Raw genomic sequence first — 19238 nt, forward strand, 5'->3', positions numbered from 1 at the left:
GAGGCGGAGAAGTGAGCATCGCATGGCCGCACCATTCGCCCTGGGCCCGCTCGGCCGCCTGTGCCGTGGGGCTCTCGTCGTCGCCCTGCTCACGGCGGTGTGCGCAGCCGGGCCGGCCTCGGCCTCCGGTGGTGCCGCCGGATCGGACGCACGGAGCGGCACCCGGCCCTCCGTGGTGCCGCCGCGCTGCGCGTTCGCCGACGCCTACGGCCGGCACCGGGCGGCCGCACCGCCGCGGCAGGCCGGGTACGCCGTCGTCCCGCCGGCCGGCCCGCTCCGGCCCCTGGCCGAGGACTCCACCTCCATATCCGGCCTCCCCCAGAGCGTCCCGGGCCCGGTCCTGCCGGCCGGACACTCCCACGGCCGGCCCGTGCCGTCCCGGAGTGCCGACGGCAGCGGCGGGCCCGTTCCGTATCCGCTGCCCGTACTGGTCCACCGGCTCTGCGCCGCGGACCTCCCCGCGGTCGCCGCCCAACGCCCCCTCTCCAGCAGGGTGTTGACCGCTCGGCCGGCCGCGAAGCCCGTCCAGGCGGCGACGGGGACCAAGCCGCTGGTGTTCATGGGTTTCGGCACGATGGCCGGTCTGACCTTGCTCGCCGGCGCGGGGCTCGTCTCGAGCGCCCGCAGACGGCGGGGCAGCGGCCCGCCGGCGGACCGCTGCTGAGCGCGCCGGGGACCACCGACTCCCGGCCCCCGCGGCCATGTCTCGTACGCCGGTGAACGGCAGAAAACCTGGTGAAGGACGCCACGCTGAAGGTCTACCCGGGTGCGCCGCACGGCCTCTCGGCGGTCGGCAAGTACAAGGAGGACTTCCACGCCGATCTGCTGTCGTTCCTCGACAGCTGACACAGACTCCGGGCCGGCGAGCAGCCCGGAAACACAGCCGGTGCCGGCCGAGGACCTGTGGTCCTCTCGGCCGGCACCGGCTGGAAAACTGTCGGGATTACCTGCGGTGGCCGTTGCCCCAGCCACCCTTCTCGCAGCCCTCGCTGAAGACCGGCCCGACGTGGTCGAGGACGCCCGCGGAGAGCCAGCAGGAGGCGTAGTGGCCGTGGTGGTTGTGGTGGTGGCGGTCCTTGCCGTGAGCCAGGGCGGCGCTGGCACCGCCCATGACGATCGTGGTGGCCAGGGCGCTAGCTGCGATCGCGGCGCGGATGCGCATGTGTGCTCCTCAGGAGGATCAAAGGGGTATATCGACCTTTTCAGGAATCACCTTCACAGAACCTCCCAAAACCTGACCCATCACTAATTGCGTGAGTCGGAGTAATCGCCCTCCGGTCCGCACGGCGAACACACCCGGCCACGGCGCCGTCGAACACCCCTCCCGGGCCGGGCACGCCCACTCCCAACGCCCTTACAGGCAGGGCTCGTTCGACATCGACGCGATCACTCGGCCGCGACGAGGAGCGGACGACACCACAGCTCGGACGGACCCGCCAGGAATTGCCCTGTGACTATCGGCCGTTCGGGGTGAGAACCGACTTCCGGAAAAAGTCAGGAAATCTGATCAATCGTCACAATGGGGCCGGTATTGAGAAGGCGTCAGGGGAAATGCCTCATGCTCCCTCCGGCGCTTCCCGGGCCACCTGGCGTACGGGGCGCACGCCCGGGCGCAGGCCCAACGTCACCAGTGCCACGGCCACGGCGAGGAAGGCGGACAGGACCGCGAAGCCGGTCACGCTGGATCCCGTGGCGTCGGTCAGCCAGCCGACCAGGTAGGGGCCGGCGAAGCCGCCGAGGTTGCCGAGCGCGTTGATCAGTCCCATGGCGACGGCCACCACCTCGAAGCGCAGCAGCTGGCCGGGGATCGCCCAGAACGGTCCGTACGGCGCATAGACCGCGGCGGCCGTCACACACAGCAGCAGCATCCGGGGCAGGGCGCCGTCCACGGCCTGCCCCAGCAGCAGAGCGGCGATGCCCACGACGAGCGGGACGGCCACCGCCTGGCGTCGTCTGCCGGTGCGGTCGGACCAGGCGGCATTGGCGATCATCACCACCAGTGCGACGGTGAACGGGATCGCGGTGAGCAGTCCGACCTCGGTGGGCGATCCGCCGTGCGTCAGCTCCTTGATGACCGACGGCAGCCAGAGGTTGAAGCCGTAGAAGCCGGTGATCCAGAAGAAGTAGACGCCGATGAGGACGAGCACCGATTTCTGCCTGACCGCGTCGAGGTACGAGCCGCTGCCCGCCGAGGGCTTGGCGGCTTCGTCGGCGGCGATCGCGCGCTCCACGTGGTCGGCCTCGGCGCGGGAGATCCACCGGGCCTGCGCGGGCCGGTCGGCGACCGCGAACCACCAGACCACCGCCCACACCAGGGGCGGGACGCCCTGCAGCATCAGCACCCAGCGCCAGCTCCCGTGGTCGAGCATCCAGCCCGACAGCGGCGCCATCAGCACCGACGACAGCGGCAGGCAGGCCATCCACAGGGCGTTGGCCCGGGCCCGCTCGCGCAGCGGGAACCACGAGGCGAGCAGGATGAGCACGGCGGGCCAGACGCCGCCCTCGAAGAGGCCCAGCACGAAACGGGCCACGTAGAACTGCGACTTGGTCTGGACGAGACCGGAGAGCGACGCGGCCGCGCCCCACGCCACCATGAGGAGGAGGACGGTCTTCCGGGCGCTCCAGCGCTGGGCGAGGATCGCGGCCGGGATCTGCAGGAAGACGTAGCCGAGGAAGAAGACGCCGCCGACCAGCCCCTTGTCGGCGTTGGACAGCCGCAGATCGCCGTGCATGTAGGGGAGGATGACGGAGACGTTGTTCCGGTCGAGATACGCCAGCATGTACATGATCGCGGCGACCGGGATGACGTACGCCCAGCGCTTGGCGGGCGTCGTGGGCGGCGACTGCGGGGTCGGCTGCGGGCCGGCGTCCGTCACTGGGCGACCGCCGTTCCGTAGGCGGCGCGGATCCGGTCGGTGAAGCGGCTGAAGCCGGCGGCGGCGCGGAAGGCCGCGGCCATCGTGCCGTGGGAGGCGCGGCCGCTGCCGGCGATGTCGAACGCGGTGCCGTGGTCGACGGAGGTGCGCAGGATCGGCAGGCCCACGGTGACGGAGACGGTGCCGTCGAAGTCGACGGTCTTGGCGGGGATGTGGCCCTGGTCGTGGAAGTGCGACAGCACTCCGTCGAAGCGGCCTTCGAGGCCCTGGTGGAAGACGGAGTCCGCGGGGATCGGTCCCACGACGCCGAGCCCCTCGGCCGCCGCCTTCTCCACCGCCGGGCGCAGGACGGTGATCTCCTCGTCGCCGAAGTGGCCGCCCTCGCCGCCGTGCGGGTTGATCGCGGCCACGGCGAGCCGGGGGGTGTCATGGCCGAAGACGCGCAGGGCGGTGGCGGCGTGACGGATGCTCGCGGCGACCCGCTCCTCGGTGATCTGGTCGAGCGCCTTGCGCAGGGCGAGATGGCGGGTGGTGAAGAAGATCTTGAGGCCGCGCACCACGAACATGGTGTCGAAGTGGGCGGCGCCGGTGAGTTCGCCGAGCATCTCGGTATGGCCGAGGTGCTCGGAGCCGGCCGCCCAGATCGCCTCCTTGTTGATCGGCGAGGTGACGATGCCGTCGACCTCGCCGGCCAGCGCGGCGCGGGTGGCGGCCTCGATCGCGGCCACGGCGGAGCGGCCCGCCACCGCGTCGACCGTGCCCCAGGGGAGGTCGCCGGGGGCGATCCCGAGGTCGAGCACATCGATGGTGCCGGGCTCGAAGCGCGCCTCACCGGGCGTGCCCACCGCGTTGACCTCGACGTCCAGACCGCAGACGGCGACGGCGCGGCGCAGTACGGCGGCGTCGCCGACGGCGAGTCCACGGCCGAGGGCGGCGGTAGCCGGGTCGGCGAGCGTGCGGGCGGTGATCTCGGGACCGATCCCGACGGGGTCGCCGAGGGTGACGGCGAGGAGCGGCAGCGGTCCGTCGGGGGCCGCCGTCCGGTCGTCGGGCACCTGCTGGGGGTGGGTCATGGGATCGCCTTTCGGGGTGCGGTGCTCAGGGTGGGGCCGAGGATGCGCCGGGTGCAGGCCGCGCGCAGGTGTTCCAGGCAGTCACGGGCGGCGTCGGGGCCGCCGATCAGGCCGCCCTTCGTGGCGAAGAGCAGTCCGTCATGGGGGCCGCCCACCAGATGTCCCGCGATGGCGAGCGGCAGCACCTCGGTCTCGATGGCGAAGCCGTCGGCGCCCAGTGCCGAGGTGACCGCGGCGGCGACGTCGCCGCCCGAGGCGTACAGGCCGCCGGGGCGCAGTTCGTCGACCGCGTGGCGGGCGATCTCGGCGAGTGCGCGCAGGATGCGGGCGGCGGCGCGGGGGTCGGATACGGGAGCGGATCCGGCGGTGGGCGCCGGTGCGGCGGCCACCCGGACGCCGAGCACCGTGGCGCCCTCCCCCGCGGCCGCGCGCAGCTCCGCCAGCACCGCGCCGGGGTCCGGGGCACCGGGGTCGAGGTCGGCCCAGCGGGCGCCGAGCACGGTTTGCGTGCGCGCGAGCTGGGTGCGGGTGCGGTCGGTGACGCTGCCGACGACCGCCAGGATGCGGGCGGGTGCGCCGCCCGCGGGCCGCAGGCCCAGCTCGCCGGCGAGGGCGGCGCCGAACGGGCCCGAGTCCAGTGCGACCCAGCGGGTGCCGTCCGCCGCGGCGATGTGGGCGGCGGCCACCGCGATCGTCCGCAGATGCGCGTTCTCGGTGGCGTCGCAGACCACGACGTCGGCCGTGCTCTCCCGCAGCGCCGCGGCGACCGCGTCGGGGCCCCGCTCGACCACGTCCAGGGCGAGTTCGTCCGTGCTGCGCATGCTCTGGGCCCCGAGGACGGCCGCGACCCGGGAGTGCCGGACGGGGTCGAACGGGTCGTCGGCCACGGCCGTACGGGTCAGCGGGACGCCGTCGACCAGATGCAGTCCGCCGACCGTGCTGCGGCCGGCGTCGGGGAAGGCGGGAACGGCCAGCGTCCGGATCCGGGCCGAGGGCTCACGCGCGGCCAGGACGTCCAGCAGCGCGTCGAGTTCGCTGCCGGGGTTGCCGCGGAGAGTGGTGTCGACGCGCTTGACGATCAGGGGTGCCTCGCCCGCCGTCATGGCGGCGGCGCGGACGGCCGCCTGGGCGCGGGCCGGGGTCCAGTGCCGCGATGCGGTGTTGACGACGAGGACGTCCACCCGGTCGGCGTAGCGCTCCACTTGGGCGAGGGCGCCGACGGTGACGGCCCGCAGGCCCAGGCGCGCATAGAGCGCGCCGGTGGCGTTGCTGCCGGTGAGGTCGTCCGCGATGACGAGCACCTGGGCCACGAGGTCTCCTCCTGTCGACTCCGGTGCCGTCCTCGGCTCCGAAGTGACCGGACCACGCATTATTGATTGCGTGGTTCACGCAATTCAGAGTGGCGACTCGCCGAACGGGCTGTCAAGAGGTGTGCGGTCGGGCGCCGTCGACGGCCGCCGGGCCGCCGTCCACCGCAGCACACACCGACCACCCCCCGTCCGTGTACGCGGCCAGGTCGCGCTCCTCGCCGCCGGAGATCAGACCCGTGCCCGCCGGCATCGCCGCCCAGTAGGGGAAGCCCCCTCCCCCGCCGAGCTTGGAGTGGTCGGCCAGCACCCAGGCGGCCCGGGCGCACTCGGCCATCGTCTCCTTCAGCGCGGCCTGTTCGGGGTCGGGGCAGTTGATGCCGCGCCGGGGGTCGAGACCGTCGACGCCGAGGAAGGCGATGTCCGGGGTGAGCCGGCGCAGCGCCTGTTCGGTCCGGGTGCCCAGCAGCGACTCGTTGGGCCGCCGCAGCCGTCCGCCGAGCACCACCACCTCCACCTCCGCGTCCGCCAGCTCGACGAGCGTGGAGAGACCGTTGGTGACGACGGTGAGGTCCGCGCGGTCGCGCAGCTCGTGCGCCAGCCGCGCGACGGTGGTGCCCGCGTCGAGGAGGACGACATCGCCGCTGCGGACCAGCGCGGCGGCGGTGCGGGCGATGGCGTCCTTCTCGCCCCGCTGTTCGTGTTCCTTGTCGTGCCAGGAGCGCTCCACCGCCCGGTGGTCGACCGCGCCGCCGTAGGTGCGGGTGATCCGGCCTAGCGCGGCCAGGGTGGCGAGGTCGCGGCGGACGGTGGACAGCGAGACGTCGAACTCGGCGGCGAGATCGTGCACGCTGATGTCGCCGGCGCCGAGCAGCTCCACCATCCGCTCGCGCCGGCACCGGGTGGCCGAGCGCTCCCCACTGGTCACTTCACTGCCCGCCTCTGCCTGCCGTCGCGTGCCGGGCGCCCTGCGACGGGCGCCCGGCAAGTTGCGCGTTTCGCGCAATTCGAGGTTAGCAGTCACGGCGGCAGCGGCGGATGGCCTCCACATCACGGGGTCCGCGGTCAGGCGAGGATCTTCGCCTTGGCCTTCTGGAACTCCTCGTCCGTGATGTCACCGTGTTTCTTGAGGTCGGCGAGCTTCGCCAGGGCATCCGCATGGCCGCCCCCCTGGTCACCGCTCGCGGCGGTTTCCCGGAGGTAGGCCCGCAGTTGCTTCTGCTGTCGTTCGGCCTGGGCGACCTCGCGTTCACTCATCCCGTGGCCCCGCGCGATCACATAGATGAAGACGCCCAGGAAGGGCAGCACGATCACCAGGACCAGCCACCCGGTCTTGGCCCAGTTGTTGAGGTCTTGGCTGCGGAAGATGTCGCCGATGATCCGGAACAGCAGGATCAGCCACAGGACCCACAGGAAGATCAGGCACATGGTCCAGAAGGCGTTGAGCAGTGGGTAATCCATCACGGCCTCCTCAGGGCGGCACACACTCGGGCCGCCAGCTCATCCACCCCTCGGCTCAAGCATCCCCGCGGTCGGTCTCCTCCGCGACCAGATCGATGCCGAGAAGTGCCTGCTCCGTCCAGATCACCTTGCCGCTGGTGGTGTAGCGGGTCCCCCAGCGTTCGGCCAACTGGGCGACGAGGAAGAGGCCGCGGCCGCCCTCGTCCGTGGTGGCGGCCTGCCGCAGATGCGGCGAGGTGCTGCTGCGGTCGGAGACCTCACAGATCAGGGAGGTGTCCCGGATCAGCCGGACGCGGATGGGCCCCGCGGCGTACCGGATGGAGTTGGTGACCAGTTCGCTGAGGATCAGCTCGGCGGTGAAGGCCTCCTCCGCCAGGCCCCATTCGATCAGCTTGCGGACCGCCGCGGCCCGTATCTGGGCCACGGCCGAGGGGTCGGGCGGCACGTCCCAGTCGGCGACGTGCGCGGTGTCCAGCACCCGGGTCCGGGCCACGAGGAGCGCGATGTCATCGCTGGGGCGCTCCGGCAGCAGGGCGCCGAGCGCGGCCTCGCAGGTCTCGTCCGGCGTCCGGCCCGGCTGGTCGGACAGCGTACGGCTCAGCAGCGCCATCCCCTCGTCGAGGTCCCGGTCCCGGTCCTCGACGAGCCCGTCGGTGAACAGCACCAGACGGGTCTCCTCGGGCAGCTGCCGCTGCCAGGTCTCGAAGGGCAGGCCGCCCAGACCGAGGGGCGGACCGCCGGGCACATCGGCGGTCTCCACGGTGCCGTCCGGCAGCAGGAGCAGGGGCTGGACGTGCCCGGCGCGCGCCATGGTGCAGTTCCCGGACGCCGGGTCGTAGATCGCGTAGAGGCAGGTGGCGCCGGTGACCGAGCCCTCGGCCTCCTCGGCCCCCTCGTCCTGGTCGATGCGGGTGACGAGTTCGTCGAGGTGCCAGAGGATCTCGTCGGGCGGCAGGTCCAGGTTGGCGAAGTTGTGGACGGCGGTGCGCAGCCGGCCCATGGTGGCTGCGGCGTGCAGTCCGTGCCCCACGACGTCGCCGACGACGAGCGCCACCCGGGCGCCGGGCAGCGGGATGATGTCGAACCAGTCGCCGCCCACGCCGCCGAGCCCACCCAGCCCGGCCTGGGCCGGCAGATAGCGGTAGGCGGCCTGCACGGCGTTCTGCTCCGGCAGGCCGCGCGGCAGCAGGCTGCGCTGCAGGGTGACCGCCATGGTGTGCTCGCGGGTGTAGCGGCGGGCGTTGTCGATGCTCACCGCGGCACGGGCGACCAGCTCCTCGGCGAGCGAGAGCTCCTCCTCCTCGAACGGCTCCGGTTTGTCGGAGCGCCAGAAGATCGCCACGCCCAGGATCACGCCGCGGGCGCGCAGCGGCACCGCGATCCTCGAATGGATGCCATGCGCGACGATCTTCCTGGCCCGGCCGGGACTCTGCAGATGCCAGCCGGAGAACGCCGCCAGATCCGCTTCCAGGGCGGCCTTGCCGCTGGCGAGACCGGCGCCGAGGGCGGTGGCCGGCTCAAAGCGGATGAGCTTGCCGACGGGGTAGAGGCCGCTGTCCGACGGAGCGCCGCTGGTGGCCGTCCGCCGCATCTCGATGGCGCCGCCCGTGGGGGCCGTCGGCTCCTCGCCGATCAGCACGTCCTCCGCCACGTCGACGGTGACGATATCGGCGAAGCGGGTCGCCCCGAACTCCGCGAGCTCCTCGCAGGTGCGGACGACATCGAGGGTGGTGCCGATCTCGGTACCGGCGTCGTAGAGCAGCTTCAGACGCCCGCGGGCCACATCGGCCCGGCCGGTGAGCGCCCGCAGCTCGGTGGTGTCGCGCAGCGTGGTGACGCTGCCGGGCGGCCCGCCGGCCTGGTCCGTGGAGCGCTGGTTGATGGCCAGCAGCCGTTCGCCGACCGGATGGACCTCGTCGGTGACGGCCCGGCCGGAGACCAGCAGGTGGGCGGTGGCGGGGTCCAGCCCGAGAGCGGTGACCTGGCGGCCCTCGACGTCCGGCGGCAGGTCGAGCAGCCGGCGCGCCTCGTCGTTGGCGAGCAGCAGACAGCCGTCGCCGCCCACGATGATCACGCCCTCGCGTACGGCGTGCAGCACCGCGTCGTGATGCTCGTACATCCGGGTCATCTCGGCGGGACCCAGGCCGTGGGTCTGGCGCCGCAGGCGGCGGCTGACCAGCGCCGTGCCGCCGGTGGTCAGCAGGAGGACGCCTGCGGCGGCGCCGAACAGCAGCGGGAACTGGTCGTCGACGACACCGCTCACCCGGTTGACGGTGATACCGGCCGAGACCAGCCCGATCACCTTCCCCTTGTCCTTGCCGCTGTGGCCGAAGACCGGGACCACGGCCTGGACGAGGGGCCCGATGGTGCCGGTGATCCGCTCGGTGACCACATGGCCGGCCAGCGCCGGCTTCAGGGTGCCGACGAACTTCTTGCCGATCCGGTTGGGGATGGGGTGGGTGTAGCGGATGCCCTGGGTGTTCATCACGACGATGAAGTCGACCTCGGAGCGCTTGCGGGCGGCCTCCGTCCGCGGCTGCAGCACCAGCGTCGGGTCGGCGCTCTTGAGGGCCTCGTCGATGCCCGGCGCATTCGCGAAGGCTTCCGCCACGGCGACGGACCTGTTGCGGGCTTCGCGGTCGCCGTCGGTCCTCGACTGCAGCACGAGCGCCGCGATGGCGGCGGCGACGAGCAACACCACGATCGCCACCTGCAGGAGAAAGACCTGACCTGCGACAGTTCGCATCCTGAGAACCGAACGCGGGCGGCCGTAGCGTCCGGCCATGTCCTCTTTCTACACCTCCCGCATACGGTGGGCGAGCTGCGCAATGCGGAGCGCAGCAGCGGTCAGGGCCCGCGCTGCGCCGGCGGCCTCACGGGCTGTCCGAGGATGGTCCCGTGATCCGGAGCCCGACGCCAGAGGGCGGGAAGACCCCCGGGTAGGTTTCCCCGCTACGCATATGCGAACCTCTTTGACGAAGGGGACATACGCGGCGCCCGCATCGCGCCACGTCACAGGGAACAAATCGCCCACGGCCCGGAGGGTCCATGTAACTCTTCCCACAGGCCCCTCCGCTTGTCCGACGGACGTCTGCTGGTCGGGTGAGCCCTGATTCGAGGCAACATGCCTGGTCAGCCCAGCTTTGTCGGGTAAACGGGGTCGCCCCTGCGGCGGCCTTGGAGCCCCTCTGCCGTCATTTGGCCCGCCGCGACGGTATGAGACGTTCGTGGGCATGCATGTTCCCGAGGAGATCCGAGCCGAGGCGGCCGCGCTCATCGACCACCACGCGCTCGGACTGTGGAAGCCGAACGACGCCGACCGGCGAACCGCCGTGGCGCTGTACCGCTTCCTCGAAACCGGTCAGCCGCTCACGGGCGAGCAGATCCGGTCCACCCTGGCGCACGCGGAAACGGCCGCCGACGTGACCGAGCGGCTGCTGAAGCTGCTGCGGGGAACCGCCGGCCTGCTCGACGACGCGACGGTGGCCGAGGGCCCCGCCGCGCGGGACGCCGTCGACCACGTCTGCCTCCTGCTGGACGCGCTCGCGCTCTCCCGGCTCACGGGCCAGTAAAAGCAGAAGGCCCGCCCGGTACAGGCCCGGGCGGGCGGATCTGGGGCCTTCGCGGGCCCTACGTGAGCAACGGCCCTACGCGGGCAACGAGGCCGCGGACGGCGCCTCGACGGAAGCCTGCTCGTCCTCGGGGACCGAGATCACCCAGTGCGTCTCCTGGCGCGGCCGGAGATAGCACGCCCAGTACAGCGCGGCGACGGCCACGATGGCGCCGGTGATGACCAGACTCGTCACGCTCTGCTGGTAGAGCACCCACGCCAGCACCACGATCAGCAGCGCCGGGACCGCGGGCCACAGCGGCATCCGCCAGGCCGCCCGGTGCTTGTGCTCACCACGGCGCGAGACCAGGGCGCCCAGGGCGACGAAGACGTACATCGCGGCGACGGCCACGCCGGTGACCTCGCTCAGGGTGTCGAGGTTGACGAAGCACAGGGCAGCCCCGGGGACGCCCACCGCGAGGGTGGCCGCCCAGGGGGAGCCGAAGCGCCGGCCGACGTGCGAGAAGACGCGGTTGACGGCCGTCGGCCAGGCCGCGTCACGCGCCGAGGAGAACACCACGCGCGAGTTCTGGATCACCATCACGATCGCCGCGTTGATGATCGCCAGGGCGATGCAGAGGCTGACGAACGTGCCGACGCCCGAGTTGCTCCAGTCCTGCACCATGCCGGCGACGTCACCGGCGCCGAGCGTCTTCAGGTCGGGGGCGCCCAGGGTGATGGCGACGACCGGGATCAGGACGACTGCCACGCCGATGCCGAGGGTCCACAGCACGGTGCGGGAGACGTTGCGGCGGGGGTTGTCCATCTCCTCCGCCAGGTACACCGCGGTGGAGAAGCCCTGCAGGATGAAGAGCGCGGTGGCCAGTCCGGTCACGATCAGGCCCGCGGTGACGGCGGTGCTGTGGCCGTGTCCGGCGTCGATCACGGGGTGCACGAGCACGGACGCGGACCGGTGGGTGTGGGTGAAGCCGAGGTAGGCGACGACCGCACAGGCGACGACCTCCAGCACCAGGAAGATGCCGGTGATCCAGGCGTTGGCCCGCAGGTCGAGCAGGCCCATGGCGGTGGCCAGCAGCATCACGCCGGCGGCGGTCCACTGCGGATCCAGGTGCACGATCGGGGCCAGATAGTCGGCGGTTCCCAGCGCGATGATGGGTGGCACGATCATGACGACGATCAGCGAAAGCACGAAAACCAGCCATCCGGCGAGGCGGCCCATGAGCGTGCCGACCATGGCGTACTCGCCACCCGAACTCGGGATCAGCGTGCCCAGTTCGGAGTAGGTGAAGGCCACCCCGATACACAGCAGCGCCGCGACGGCGATGGTCAGCGCGGTGCCCGTGCCCAGGCCGGCGAACGAGTCCGGCACGATCACGAAGAGCGAGGACGCCGGGGTCAGACAGGACAGCGTCAGCAGCGTGCCACCGACCACGCCGATCGACCGGGTGAGTTTGGGGGCGCCGGAGGCATCCTCCGCCTTCGCACTGCGGGTGTCCCGCTCTGGAGCTGCGGAGGCAACAGGCGTGTAGGGCATATCGGTATCCGTATCCCATCGGTGCTGGCGGCAGGAAGGGGCGGCGACTTGGAGGAAGAACGCCGCAAAGCGCTCCGAACCCGGACATCCTCAGGTCCCGCTTTGGTGACCGAATAAAACCCCTGCCGACGACTCCCGTCAAGGTCTTGTTAAGGCCCGTGGGCAACGAAATCCGTAGCCTTCCCCCGCCGAGGGAACGCTTATCCACGACGCATCCGCAAAGGAAGAGCGGATTTCGCGGCGGGGAGGGCAGTGCGAGATCACGCCGGAGCACCGCCGAATCCGTTGCGGTCCGGCCGAAACCCGCGGCCCGGACGTTCAGACGTCGTGCGCGCGCACCCGGGCGATGAGCAGGGCGACATCGTCGTGGTCGTGCTCGTCGCGGAGCGCACGCAGGAGGCGGTCGCAGAGGCCCTCCAGATCCGCCTCGGGCTCCGCCAGCAGCTCCAGGAGGCTGTCCAGCCGGGTGTCTATGGCCTGGTCCCGGGTTTCGATCAGCCCATCCGTATAGAGCACCAGCAGATCGCCGTCGCGGAGCGGCACCGTGGTCTGCTCGAAGGGGACGCCGCCGACGCCGAGCGGCGCGCCGGTGGGCAGATCGAGCAGCTCGGGCGGCCGGTCCGGGCGCACCACGATGGGGGGCAGATGCCCGGCGACGGCGATCCGGCACAGCGCGCGGTGCGGGTCGTACACGGCGTACAGGCAGGTGGCGAAGGCCGGATCGAGCCCGCCGGCGATGTGGTCGAGGTGGCGGAGCACCTCGGCCGGGTCCAGGTCGAGGTCGGCCAGCGCGCGGGTGGTGGTGCGCAACTGGCCCATGGTGGCGGCGGCGTTGATGCCGCTGCCCATGACGTCGCCGACCACCAGCGCGGTCTTGTCGCCGCTCACCGGAATGGCGTCGAACCAGTCGCCGCCGACCTCGCTGGCCGCCTGGGCGGGCTGGTAGCGGTAGGCGATCGCCATGGCCGTGGGCTGCGGCGGCCGGTGGTTCATCAGATGGCGCTGGAGGGTGAGCGCGGTGCGGCGTTCGCTCTGGTATGAACGGGCGTTGTCGATGCAGACCGCGGCCCGGGCGGCCAGCTCGACCGCGAGCACCGCATCGTCCTCGTCGAACGGCTCCGGGTTGCGCACGCGGTACAGCGACAGCGCGCCGAGGACCTCACCGCGGGCGATCAGCGGGACGGCGAGGTAGGAGTGCGCCCCGGCCTTTTCCAGGAGGGCGGCGCCCTGCGGGTCGGCGGCGATGTGCTGCAGGTCGTCCGGGCCGACGTGGGCGATGCGCACCGGACGGGCCTCGGTCACACAGCGGGTGATCAGCCGGTCGGCTTCGTAGGAGGCGATCTGGCCGGTGGGGTCGGCGGCGCGGACGGCCTCGGTGGAGTAGGCCGCGGCCACCGCGAGCGCCCGGAAGCGGGCCGGTCCACCGCGGGAGAGCGAGGTCGGGCGCCGGCCGTCGAGGACGGCGTCGAGGACGTCGACCGCGGCCAGGTCCGCGAGTTCGGGGACGATGACGTCGGCCAGTTCGTGGGCGGTCTGGTCGACGTCGAGGGTGGTGCCGACGGTTGCGGAGGCGTCGGCGATGACTGCCAGCCGCCTGCGGGCGCGAGCGGCCTCGGTGGCGGCGCGGTGCTGTTCGGTGACGTCCACGACCGACGTGGCCAGCCCCAGCACCCGCCCGTGGGCGTCCTCCAGCCGGTAGTACGACACCGACCAGGCCCGGTCGGCGTGCGGGTCGGAGGCGGTCCGGCCGACGGTGAACTGGTCGAGCAGCGGGGTGCCGGTGTCCAGGACCTGGCGCATGCTGGACACGATGGTGTCGGTGTCGAGGAAGGACAGGGCTTCCTGGACGTCGTGGCCGATGTGCTGGTCGGCGGAGAGCTCGTTGATGCGTTCCAGCGCCGGATTGACCATCACGAAGCGCAGCGCGGTGTCCAGGACCGCCAGGCCGATCGGGGACTGGGCGACGAGGCGTACGGACAGGGCCAGGTCCCGCTCGACCCGCCGCAGCACGGCCTGGTCGGTGGCTATTCCCAGGGCGTAGGACTCGCCGCGCTCGTCCAGCAGCCGCATGTTGCGGAATTCCACGAGCCGGGTGCTGCCGTCCTTGTGCTGGACCGGGAACACTCCTGCCCAGCTCTCGCCGCCCGCCATGACCTCGGAGAAGAGGCTCAGCACCAGATCGAAGTGCTCCGGCGAGACCAGCAGCTGCGCCGCGGGCCGGCCGAGCGCCTCCTCCGCACTCCAGCCGAAGAGCTGCTCGGCCTGCGGGCTCCACAGGGTGATCCGTCCGTCCGCGTCCAGCATCACGGCGGCCACGCCCAGCACATCCATCAGGCCGCCCGGCTGCCCCGGTGTCGCCCCGACCTGGGCGGCACCCTCGGGGAACGCGTCGGTCGCACCCATCCAGGCACTCCTTCCGCCGGTCACCGCAGACCGACAGCCGTGGCGCTCTCCGTACACCGGCCGATTCTCACTGTGCTTCCGTTGCTCTCCATCATCTCTCGACACGGGACGGACCCGCAGGGAGAGCGAGTTCCGCAGGGCCTCGGCGCCCCGTGCGCGAGCGAGCATTATCCGTCGCCCTTCCCAGGCCGGCGACCGCGTTGACGATATTCGGGGCGAAGATTTCGGACGCGCTTTCAGGACCGGGTGCGGGGCGATGGCCCGGCAGGACGGGGCCCGCTCCCCCGGGCGGCCGACGAGGACCCTCTCGCGCCTCCGGCCGACTTGGAGATGTCGATCTCCAGCGACTACCCTGAGATTGTTAGTTGCCTCTAGCAACTAACTAAATTCATGTACACCACACCCGTCGCGGCCGACCGCGCCGCCGACGTCAGGAGGAAGCCTCACATCATGCCCACCGCCGCCCGGACATTCCGCACCTATGCAGAGGAGAACCTCGATGTACTTAGCGCCGACCCGGCGCGCGAAGCGCTGGTCCACCAGGGCCGCCGCGTCACCGCAGGTGAGTTCCGCGCACTGGTCCACCGCATGGCACGGGCCCTGTGCGCCCGGGGCGTCGACCGCGGAACCACCGTCACGCTGCTGAGCGGCAACCTTCCGGAGATCATCGCCGCCCGTTACGCGGCCAACCTGCTCGGCGCCCGGGTCAACTACCTCTACAACAAGCTGTCCGCCGAGTCCCAGGCCGCCATCGTCCGCGATGTCGAGACCCACGCCCTGATCGTCGACCCGCGCTATGCGGAACGCGCCGCCGCGGTCACCGAGTTGGCGCCCGTGCCGGACGTCCTCGTCCTCGGCCCCGCCAAGGTGGGCACGGACCTGCTGGAGCTGGCGGCCGGTGAATCCGACGAGCCGTTCGCGAGCCGGGCCCGGCCCGACGACGTCTGCACCATCCGCCACACCGGCGGCACCACCGGCCACCCGAAGGGCATCTGCACCACCTTCGAGCAGGCACGCTGGTTCCACGGGGTGCTCCAGCAGCCGGAGACCGAGCGCCGGCAGCTGGTGTGCACCACCCTGGCGCACGCCGCGGGCCTGATGGCCGACAGCACGCTGCAGGCGGGCGGCACGGTCGTCCTGCTCGACGACTTCGACCCGAGCACCGCGCTCGCCGCCATCGAACGCGAGCGGATCACCGACATGTTCCTGCTCCCGCCGCTGCTCTACCAGCTGATGGACCATCCGGACGCCGCGCACACCGACACCTCCAGCCTGCAGATGCTGACCTACGGCGGCTGCCAGGCGTCCCCGGCCCGGATAGCCGACGCGGTCCGGGCGTTCGGGCCGGTGCTGATGCAGGGCTACGGACAGAACGAGGCCGGCGGCATCAGCGTGCTCACCCAGGAGGACCACGACCCGGAGCGCCCCGAGCGACTGCGTTCGGCGGGGAAGGTGCTGCCCGATGTCGAGGTGGCGGTCCGCGACGAATCGGGGCGCGATCTGCCGGCCGGCGAGCACGGCGAGATCTGCGTCCGCTCCGACATGATCATGAAGGGGTACTGGAAGCAGCCCGAGCTGACCGCCGAGGTCCTGCGGGACGGCTGGCTGCACACGGGCGACATCGGATTCCTCGACGACGCGGGCTACTTGACGATCGTCGACCGGATCAAGGACATGATCGTCGTGGTCGGCGGCCATGTGTACACCACGGAACTGGAGGACCTGCTGAACTCGCACCCGCAGGTACTGCAGAGTGCCGTGTTCGGTGTCCGGGACGCCGACCGCATGGAGCGGGTGCACGCCGCGGTGGTGCGGGCGCCCGGCAGCGACGTCGACGCACGGCAGCTGCGCGAGATGGTCTGCGCGGAGCGCGGGGCGATGTACGAACCGGCCCACGTCACCTTCGTCGAGGCACTGCCGCTGACCGATGCCGGAAAGCCCGACAAGAAGGAGCTGCGCCGGCGGGCCGAGCAGGAGGCCGGGTCCCTGGGCTGACAGCGACGAGCCGCCGCAGCCCGGGGCTGCGGCGGCCTGTCAGTACAACTGCCGGTCAGAGGATGCCCAGCAGGCCGAAGGGGAAGCCCCCGAAACCGTAGCCGTAGTTGCCGTAGCCGCAGTTGCCGTAGCCACCGAAGCCGCCGTAGTTGCCGTAGCCGCCGAAGCCACCCAGGCCGCCGAAGCCGCCGAGGCCACCGAGGCCGCCGAAGCCGAAACGGTCGAAGCCGCCGTGGTGGTGGCAGTGGTGCCTGTGGTGGTGACGACCGTGGTGGTGACGACCGTGGTGGTCACCCTTGGACGATGTGGTCGGCGCCTGCGGGGCGGCCGAAGCCATGCCGGCGAGCGGGACGACGGTAGCGGCGGCGAGGGCCGCGGCGGCCACGGAGCGGCCTATGAACTTGCGCATTGCGTTTCTCCTGTTTGGCAGGAAATCTGACATTCGATGAGTACCGCGTCGCACCGCAAACCCTGCAGGCACGACGAAGAGCCACTCCAACGGCCCCAAGAATTGCTCCACTCGCGGCAATGAATCGGCAAAGCGACCTGGTGAGCGACCTGATCAGAGTCGGATGATGACGAGGGCCGCATCGTCGGTGGCACCACCCGGAGGCAGCAGCTCCGCGAGCAGCGCGTCGGCGAGCGTCTCCGCGCCGGCGCCCTGGTGCCGCGTCAGCGCCTCGGCCAGCCGCGCCAGACCGACATCGATGTCCTCGTGGCGGCGCTCGATCAGCCCGTCCGTGTACAGCACCAGCACCGCATCGTCGGTGAACGCGGCGTGCGCCTCCGGGCGGTCGACATGCTCCGGCCGCGCCCCCAGCGGCGGGTCGGTCGCCCCGTCCAGCAGTTCCACGGTGCCGTCCGGGTGCAGCAGGGCCGGCGGTGGATGGCCGGCGCTGCTGTAGGCGATGGTGTGCGTGGTCCAGTCGATGACGGCCTGCACCGCGGTGGTGGATTCCGCGCCGTCCACCGAGCGGGCGTAGATGCCCAGCACCTCCAGTGCCCGGGCGGGGCCGCCGACGACCCGGATGGCAGCGCTCAGCGCGCTGCGGAGCTGGCCCATGACACAGGCGGCGGCCAGGCCGTGGCCGACGACGTCGCCGACCGCGACCGCCATCCGGTCCCCGGGCAGATCGGCCAGGTCGTACCAGTCGCCGCAGACGTTGAGCGCACCGACCGCGGGCCGGTAGCGCACCGCGGCCCGGTGGTGCCCCACGGGCCCGGGCGCCGGCAGCATCGCCTCCTGGAGGGCCAGCACCACCTCCCGCTCCTGGGCGTGGGACCGCCGCAGCCGGTCGTTGACCTCCTGGAGGTCCTGGGCACGGGTGTAGAGCTCGGCCTCCAGCCGCTCCCGGTCGCCCTCGTGCGCGCCGAGACCGGCCCGGACGATGTCGGTGACCTCCTCGACCCGGTGCACGATCAGCCGCACCCGCCCCTCGGCATCGAGCACGGGCGCATTGACCGGACTCCAGTAGCGCTCCTCGAACACTCCCGGCCGGCCCCGCGCCTCGACGTCGTAGCGCTGCAGCGCCATGGTGTCGCTCGCGCCGGTGGCCACCACGCGTTCCAGGGAGGCCCGGAGGTTGCGCATCCCGGAGGCGTCGGGGTCGTCGGGGTTGTCGGGGAAGACCTCGAAGAGCGGGCGGCCGATCAGCTGGGAGCGGTCGCGCCCGGCCCGCCGCAGCAGGGCCTCGTTGACGTCGGCGATCACGAGCTGTGGGGTGAGCAGCAGCACTGCGCCCGGCAGCGCCTGGAAGACCGCCGCATAGTCGATCGGGAACGCGCTCACGGGGCGCCCGCATCCGGCGAGGGGCCCCGGGTCCCGGGACGCCGGAGGGCGCGGACGAACGCCGCGGCCGGCCTCGCGGCAGCCGCCGGGATCCCCGCCCGGCCGCTCGCGGCGGGAGAGTCCGGACGGCGTGCGGGTGGTGCGCCGCTCACTCCTTGCGGGCCCGGCTCGGCTGGACCCGGGACGGCTCCCCCGGCATCTTCGGATGGTCGGGGGGATAGGGCATGTCGCCCAGCCCCTCGTCCGCCGCCTGACGGTCCGCGAGCTCCAGAACGGATTCCAGGCCGAAGGCGTGGTCGGCCATGTCCGCGTGCACATCGCCGAGTTCGGCGAACCGCGGGGGGACCGTCCGCAGATCGAAGTCCTCGGGCGCGGCGTCGGAGAGCTCGTCCCAGCGCAGCGGGGTGGAGACGGTCGCCCGGGGCCGCGCGCGCAGCGAGTAGGCGGAGGCGATGGTCCGGTCCCGGGCCATCTGGTTGTAGTCGACGAAGACCTTCGTGCCGCGCTCCTCCTTCCACCATGCCGAGGTCACCAGGTCCGGCATCCGGCGCTCCAGCGCCCGGGCCAGGGTGATCGCGGCCCGTCTGACCTCGGTGAAGGTCCAGCGGGGCCGGATCGGTACGTAGACGTGCACCCCGCGGCCGCCGGACGTCTTGGGCCAGCCGCGCAGCCCGTGCTCCGTCAGCAGTTCGCGCAGGAGGTGGGCCACCCGGACGGCGTCCGCGAAGTCGGTGCCGGGCTGCGGGTCGAGGTCGATCCGCAGTTCGTCGGGGTGCTCGGTGTCGGCGCGCCGGACGGGCCACGGATGGAACGTCAGGCACCCCAGATTGGCCGCCCAGAGCACCGCGGCGGGCTCGGTGGGGCACATCTCGTCGGCGAAGCGTCCGCTGGGGAAGGCGATACGGGCGGTGGGCAGCCAGTCCGGCAGCCCCTTCGGGGCCCGCTTCTGGTAGAAGAACTCGCCCTCGACGCCGTCGGGGAAGCGCTGCATGGTGGTGGGCCGGTCGCGCAGCCCCCGCAGCACCCCGTCGGCGACGGCGAGGTAGTACTGCGCGACGTCCAGCTTGGTGAATCCGCGCTCCGGGTAATACGTCTTGTCGGGGTGCGACAGGCGTACGGTGCGCCCCGCGACGTCCAGTTCGACAGCTCCGGCTCCGGCCATGACTCCACGCTAGATTCCGGGCGCCGCCGCCGCGCGCCGGGAGCGGCGGCGGCCGGCCTCCCGCGAA

15 protein-coding genes and 1 pseudogene are annotated in these 19238 nt (G+C 72.0%); 4 read left to right on the forward strand and 12 right to left on the reverse strand.

The window, feature by feature from the left end; genetic code table 11:
- The first annotated feature begins 22 nt into the window (after positions 1 to 22).
- Both Scani_RS10570 and Scani_RS10575 read left to right on the forward strand, forming a co-directional pair.
- A complete protein-coding gene (locus Scani_RS10570) occupies positions 23 to 664 on the forward strand; it encodes a hypothetical protein (protein WP_159472810.1) in 642 nt (213 codons plus the stop codon).
- Positions 665 to 732: 68 nt separating this feature from the next.
- Positions 733 to 846 (forward strand): annotated as a pseudogene (locus tag Scani_RS10575) (alpha/beta fold hydrolase); the annotation flags it as partial.
- Between the two features lie 97 nt (positions 847 to 943).
- On the opposite strand, the gene Scani_RS10580 reads toward Scani_RS10575, so the two are convergent.
- From Scani_RS10580 to Scani_RS10610, 7 genes are all read right to left on the reverse strand, one after another.
- Positions 944 to 1162: a hypothetical protein gene (locus Scani_RS10580; RefSeq protein WP_159472813.1), complete on the reverse strand. Its 219-nt coding sequence runs from the start codon at positions 1160 to 1162 to the stop codon at positions 944 to 946.
- Positions 1163 to 1556: 394 nt separating this feature from the next.
- Positions 1557 to 2876 (reverse strand): MFS transporter, encoded by a 1320-nt coding sequence (locus Scani_RS10585; RefSeq protein WP_159472816.1) that lies wholly within the window; start codon positions 2874 to 2876, stop codon positions 1557 to 1559.
- Positions 2873 to 3949: a 4-hydroxythreonine-4-phosphate dehydrogenase PdxA gene (gene pdxA, locus Scani_RS10590; protein ID WP_159472819.1), complete on the reverse strand. Its 1077-nt coding sequence runs from the start codon at positions 3947 to 3949 to the stop codon at positions 2873 to 2875. Before pdxA ends, Scani_RS10585 begins: the two co-directional genes overlap by 4 nt.
- The gene (locus tag Scani_RS10595) at positions 3946 to 5259 is read right to left on the reverse strand and encodes a four-carbon acid sugar kinase family protein (RefSeq protein ID WP_159472822.1); all 1314 of its coding nucleotides are present in this window, start codon (positions 5257 to 5259) and stop codon (positions 3946 to 3948) included. Before Scani_RS10595 ends, pdxA begins: the two co-directional genes overlap by 4 nt.
- 112 nt (positions 5260 to 5371) lie before the next feature.
- Entirely contained in the window at positions 5372 to 6184 is an 813-nt protein-coding gene (locus Scani_RS10600; RefSeq protein ID WP_167538066.1) for a DeoR/GlpR family DNA-binding transcription regulator, read from the reverse strand.
- Between the two features lie 137 nt (positions 6185 to 6321).
- Positions 6322 to 6717, reverse strand: a complete 396-nt coding sequence (locus Scani_RS10605) for an SHOCT domain-containing protein (protein WP_159472825.1) — start codon at positions 6715 to 6717, stop codon at positions 6322 to 6324.
- A 55-nt stretch (positions 6718 to 6772) separates the two neighbouring features.
- A complete protein-coding gene (locus Scani_RS10610; RefSeq protein WP_159472828.1) occupies positions 6773 to 9502 on the reverse strand; it encodes a SpoIIE family protein phosphatase in 2730 nt (909 codons plus the stop codon).
- Positions 9503 to 9950: 448 nt separating this feature from the next.
- Here Scani_RS10610 and Scani_RS10615 point away from each other — a divergent pair, with 448 nt between their 5' ends.
- Positions 9951 to 10289, forward strand: a complete 339-nt coding sequence (locus tag Scani_RS10615; RefSeq protein ID WP_159472831.1) for a hypothetical protein — start codon at positions 9951 to 9953, stop codon at positions 10287 to 10289.
- Positions 10290 to 10364: 75 nt separating this feature from the next.
- Here the strand turns inward: Scani_RS10615 and Scani_RS10620 are convergent, their stop codons facing one another.
- Together Scani_RS10620 and Scani_RS10625 are read right to left on the reverse strand one after the other, a co-directional pair.
- Entirely contained in the window at positions 10365 to 11822 is a 1458-nt protein-coding gene (locus tag Scani_RS10620; protein WP_246295689.1) for an APC family permease, read from the reverse strand.
- Between the two features lie 318 nt (positions 11823 to 12140).
- Positions 12141 to 14225 (reverse strand): SpoIIE family protein phosphatase, encoded by a 2085-nt coding sequence (locus Scani_RS10625; protein ID WP_159472834.1) that lies wholly within the window; start codon positions 14223 to 14225, stop codon positions 12141 to 12143.
- A 450-nt stretch (positions 14226 to 14675) separates the two neighbouring features.
- Between Scani_RS10625 and Scani_RS10630 the strand changes: the two genes are divergently transcribed.
- Positions 14676 to 16220: an AMP-binding protein gene (locus tag Scani_RS10630; protein ID WP_159472837.1), complete on the forward strand. Its 1545-nt coding sequence runs from the start codon at positions 14676 to 14678 to the stop codon at positions 16218 to 16220.
- Between the two features lie 55 nt (positions 16221 to 16275).
- Here the strand turns inward: Scani_RS10630 and Scani_RS10635 are convergent, their stop codons facing one another.
- The 3 genes from Scani_RS10635 to ligD form a co-directional block, all read right to left on the reverse strand.
- Positions 16276 to 16629, reverse strand: a complete 354-nt coding sequence (locus Scani_RS10635; RefSeq protein WP_159472839.1) for a hypothetical protein — start codon at positions 16627 to 16629, stop codon at positions 16276 to 16278.
- 153 nt (positions 16630 to 16782) lie between these two features.
- Complete coding sequence (locus Scani_RS10640; protein ID WP_159472842.1) at positions 16783 to 18009, reverse strand: PP2C family protein-serine/threonine phosphatase; 1227 nt, start codon at positions 18007 to 18009, stop codon at positions 16783 to 16785.
- Between the two features lie 148 nt (positions 18010 to 18157).
- Positions 18158 to 19171 (reverse strand): non-homologous end-joining DNA ligase, encoded by a 1014-nt coding sequence (gene ligD / locus Scani_RS10645; RefSeq protein WP_159472845.1) that lies wholly within the window; start codon positions 19169 to 19171, stop codon positions 18158 to 18160.
- Positions 19172 to 19238 lie beyond the last annotated feature (67 nt).

It is taken from the genome of Streptomyces caniferus, assembly GCF_009811555.1.
Classification (GTDB): Bacteria; Actinomycetota; Actinomycetes; order Streptomycetales; family Streptomycetaceae; genus Streptomyces; species Streptomyces caniferus.

Coding starts and splice junctions, on each gene's coding strand:
- ligD (WP_159472845.1), bottom strand. CDS start 19,171: ATGGCCGGAGCCGGAGCTGTCGAACTGGACGTCGCGGGGCGCACCGTA.
- Scani_RS10570 (WP_159472810.1), top strand. CDS start 23: ATGGCCGCACCATTCGCCCTGGGCCCGCTCGGCCGCCTGTGCCGTGGG.
- pdxA (WP_159472819.1), bottom strand. CDS start 3,949: ATGACCCACCCCCAGCAGGTGCCCGACGACCGGACGGCGGCCCCCGAC.
- Scani_RS10605 (WP_159472825.1), bottom strand. CDS start 6,717: ATGGATTACCCACTGCTCAACGCCTTCTGGACCATGTGCCTGATCTTC.
- Scani_RS10615 (WP_159472831.1), top strand. CDS start 9,951: ATGCATGTTCCCGAGGAGATCCGAGCCGAGGCGGCCGCGCTCATCGAC.
- Scani_RS10580 (WP_159472813.1), bottom strand. CDS start 1,162: ATGCGCATCCGCGCCGCGATCGCAGCTAGCGCCCTGGCCACCACGATC.
- Scani_RS10625 (WP_159472834.1), bottom strand. CDS start 14,225: ATGGGTGCGACCGACGCGTTCCCCGAGGGTGCCGCCCAGGTCGGGGCG.
- Scani_RS10620 (WP_246295689.1), bottom strand. CDS start 11,822: ATGCCCTACACGCCTGTTGCCTCCGCAGCTCCAGAGCGGGACACCCGC.
- Scani_RS10610 (WP_159472828.1), bottom strand. CDS start 9,502: ATGGCCGGACGCTACGGCCGCCCGCGTTCGGTTCTCAGGATGCGAACT.
- Scani_RS10630 (WP_159472837.1), top strand. CDS start 14,676: ATGCCCACCGCCGCCCGGACATTCCGCACCTATGCAGAGGAGAACCTC.
- Scani_RS10635 (WP_159472839.1), bottom strand. CDS start 16,629: ATGCGCAAGTTCATAGGCCGCTCCGTGGCCGCCGCGGCCCTCGCCGCC.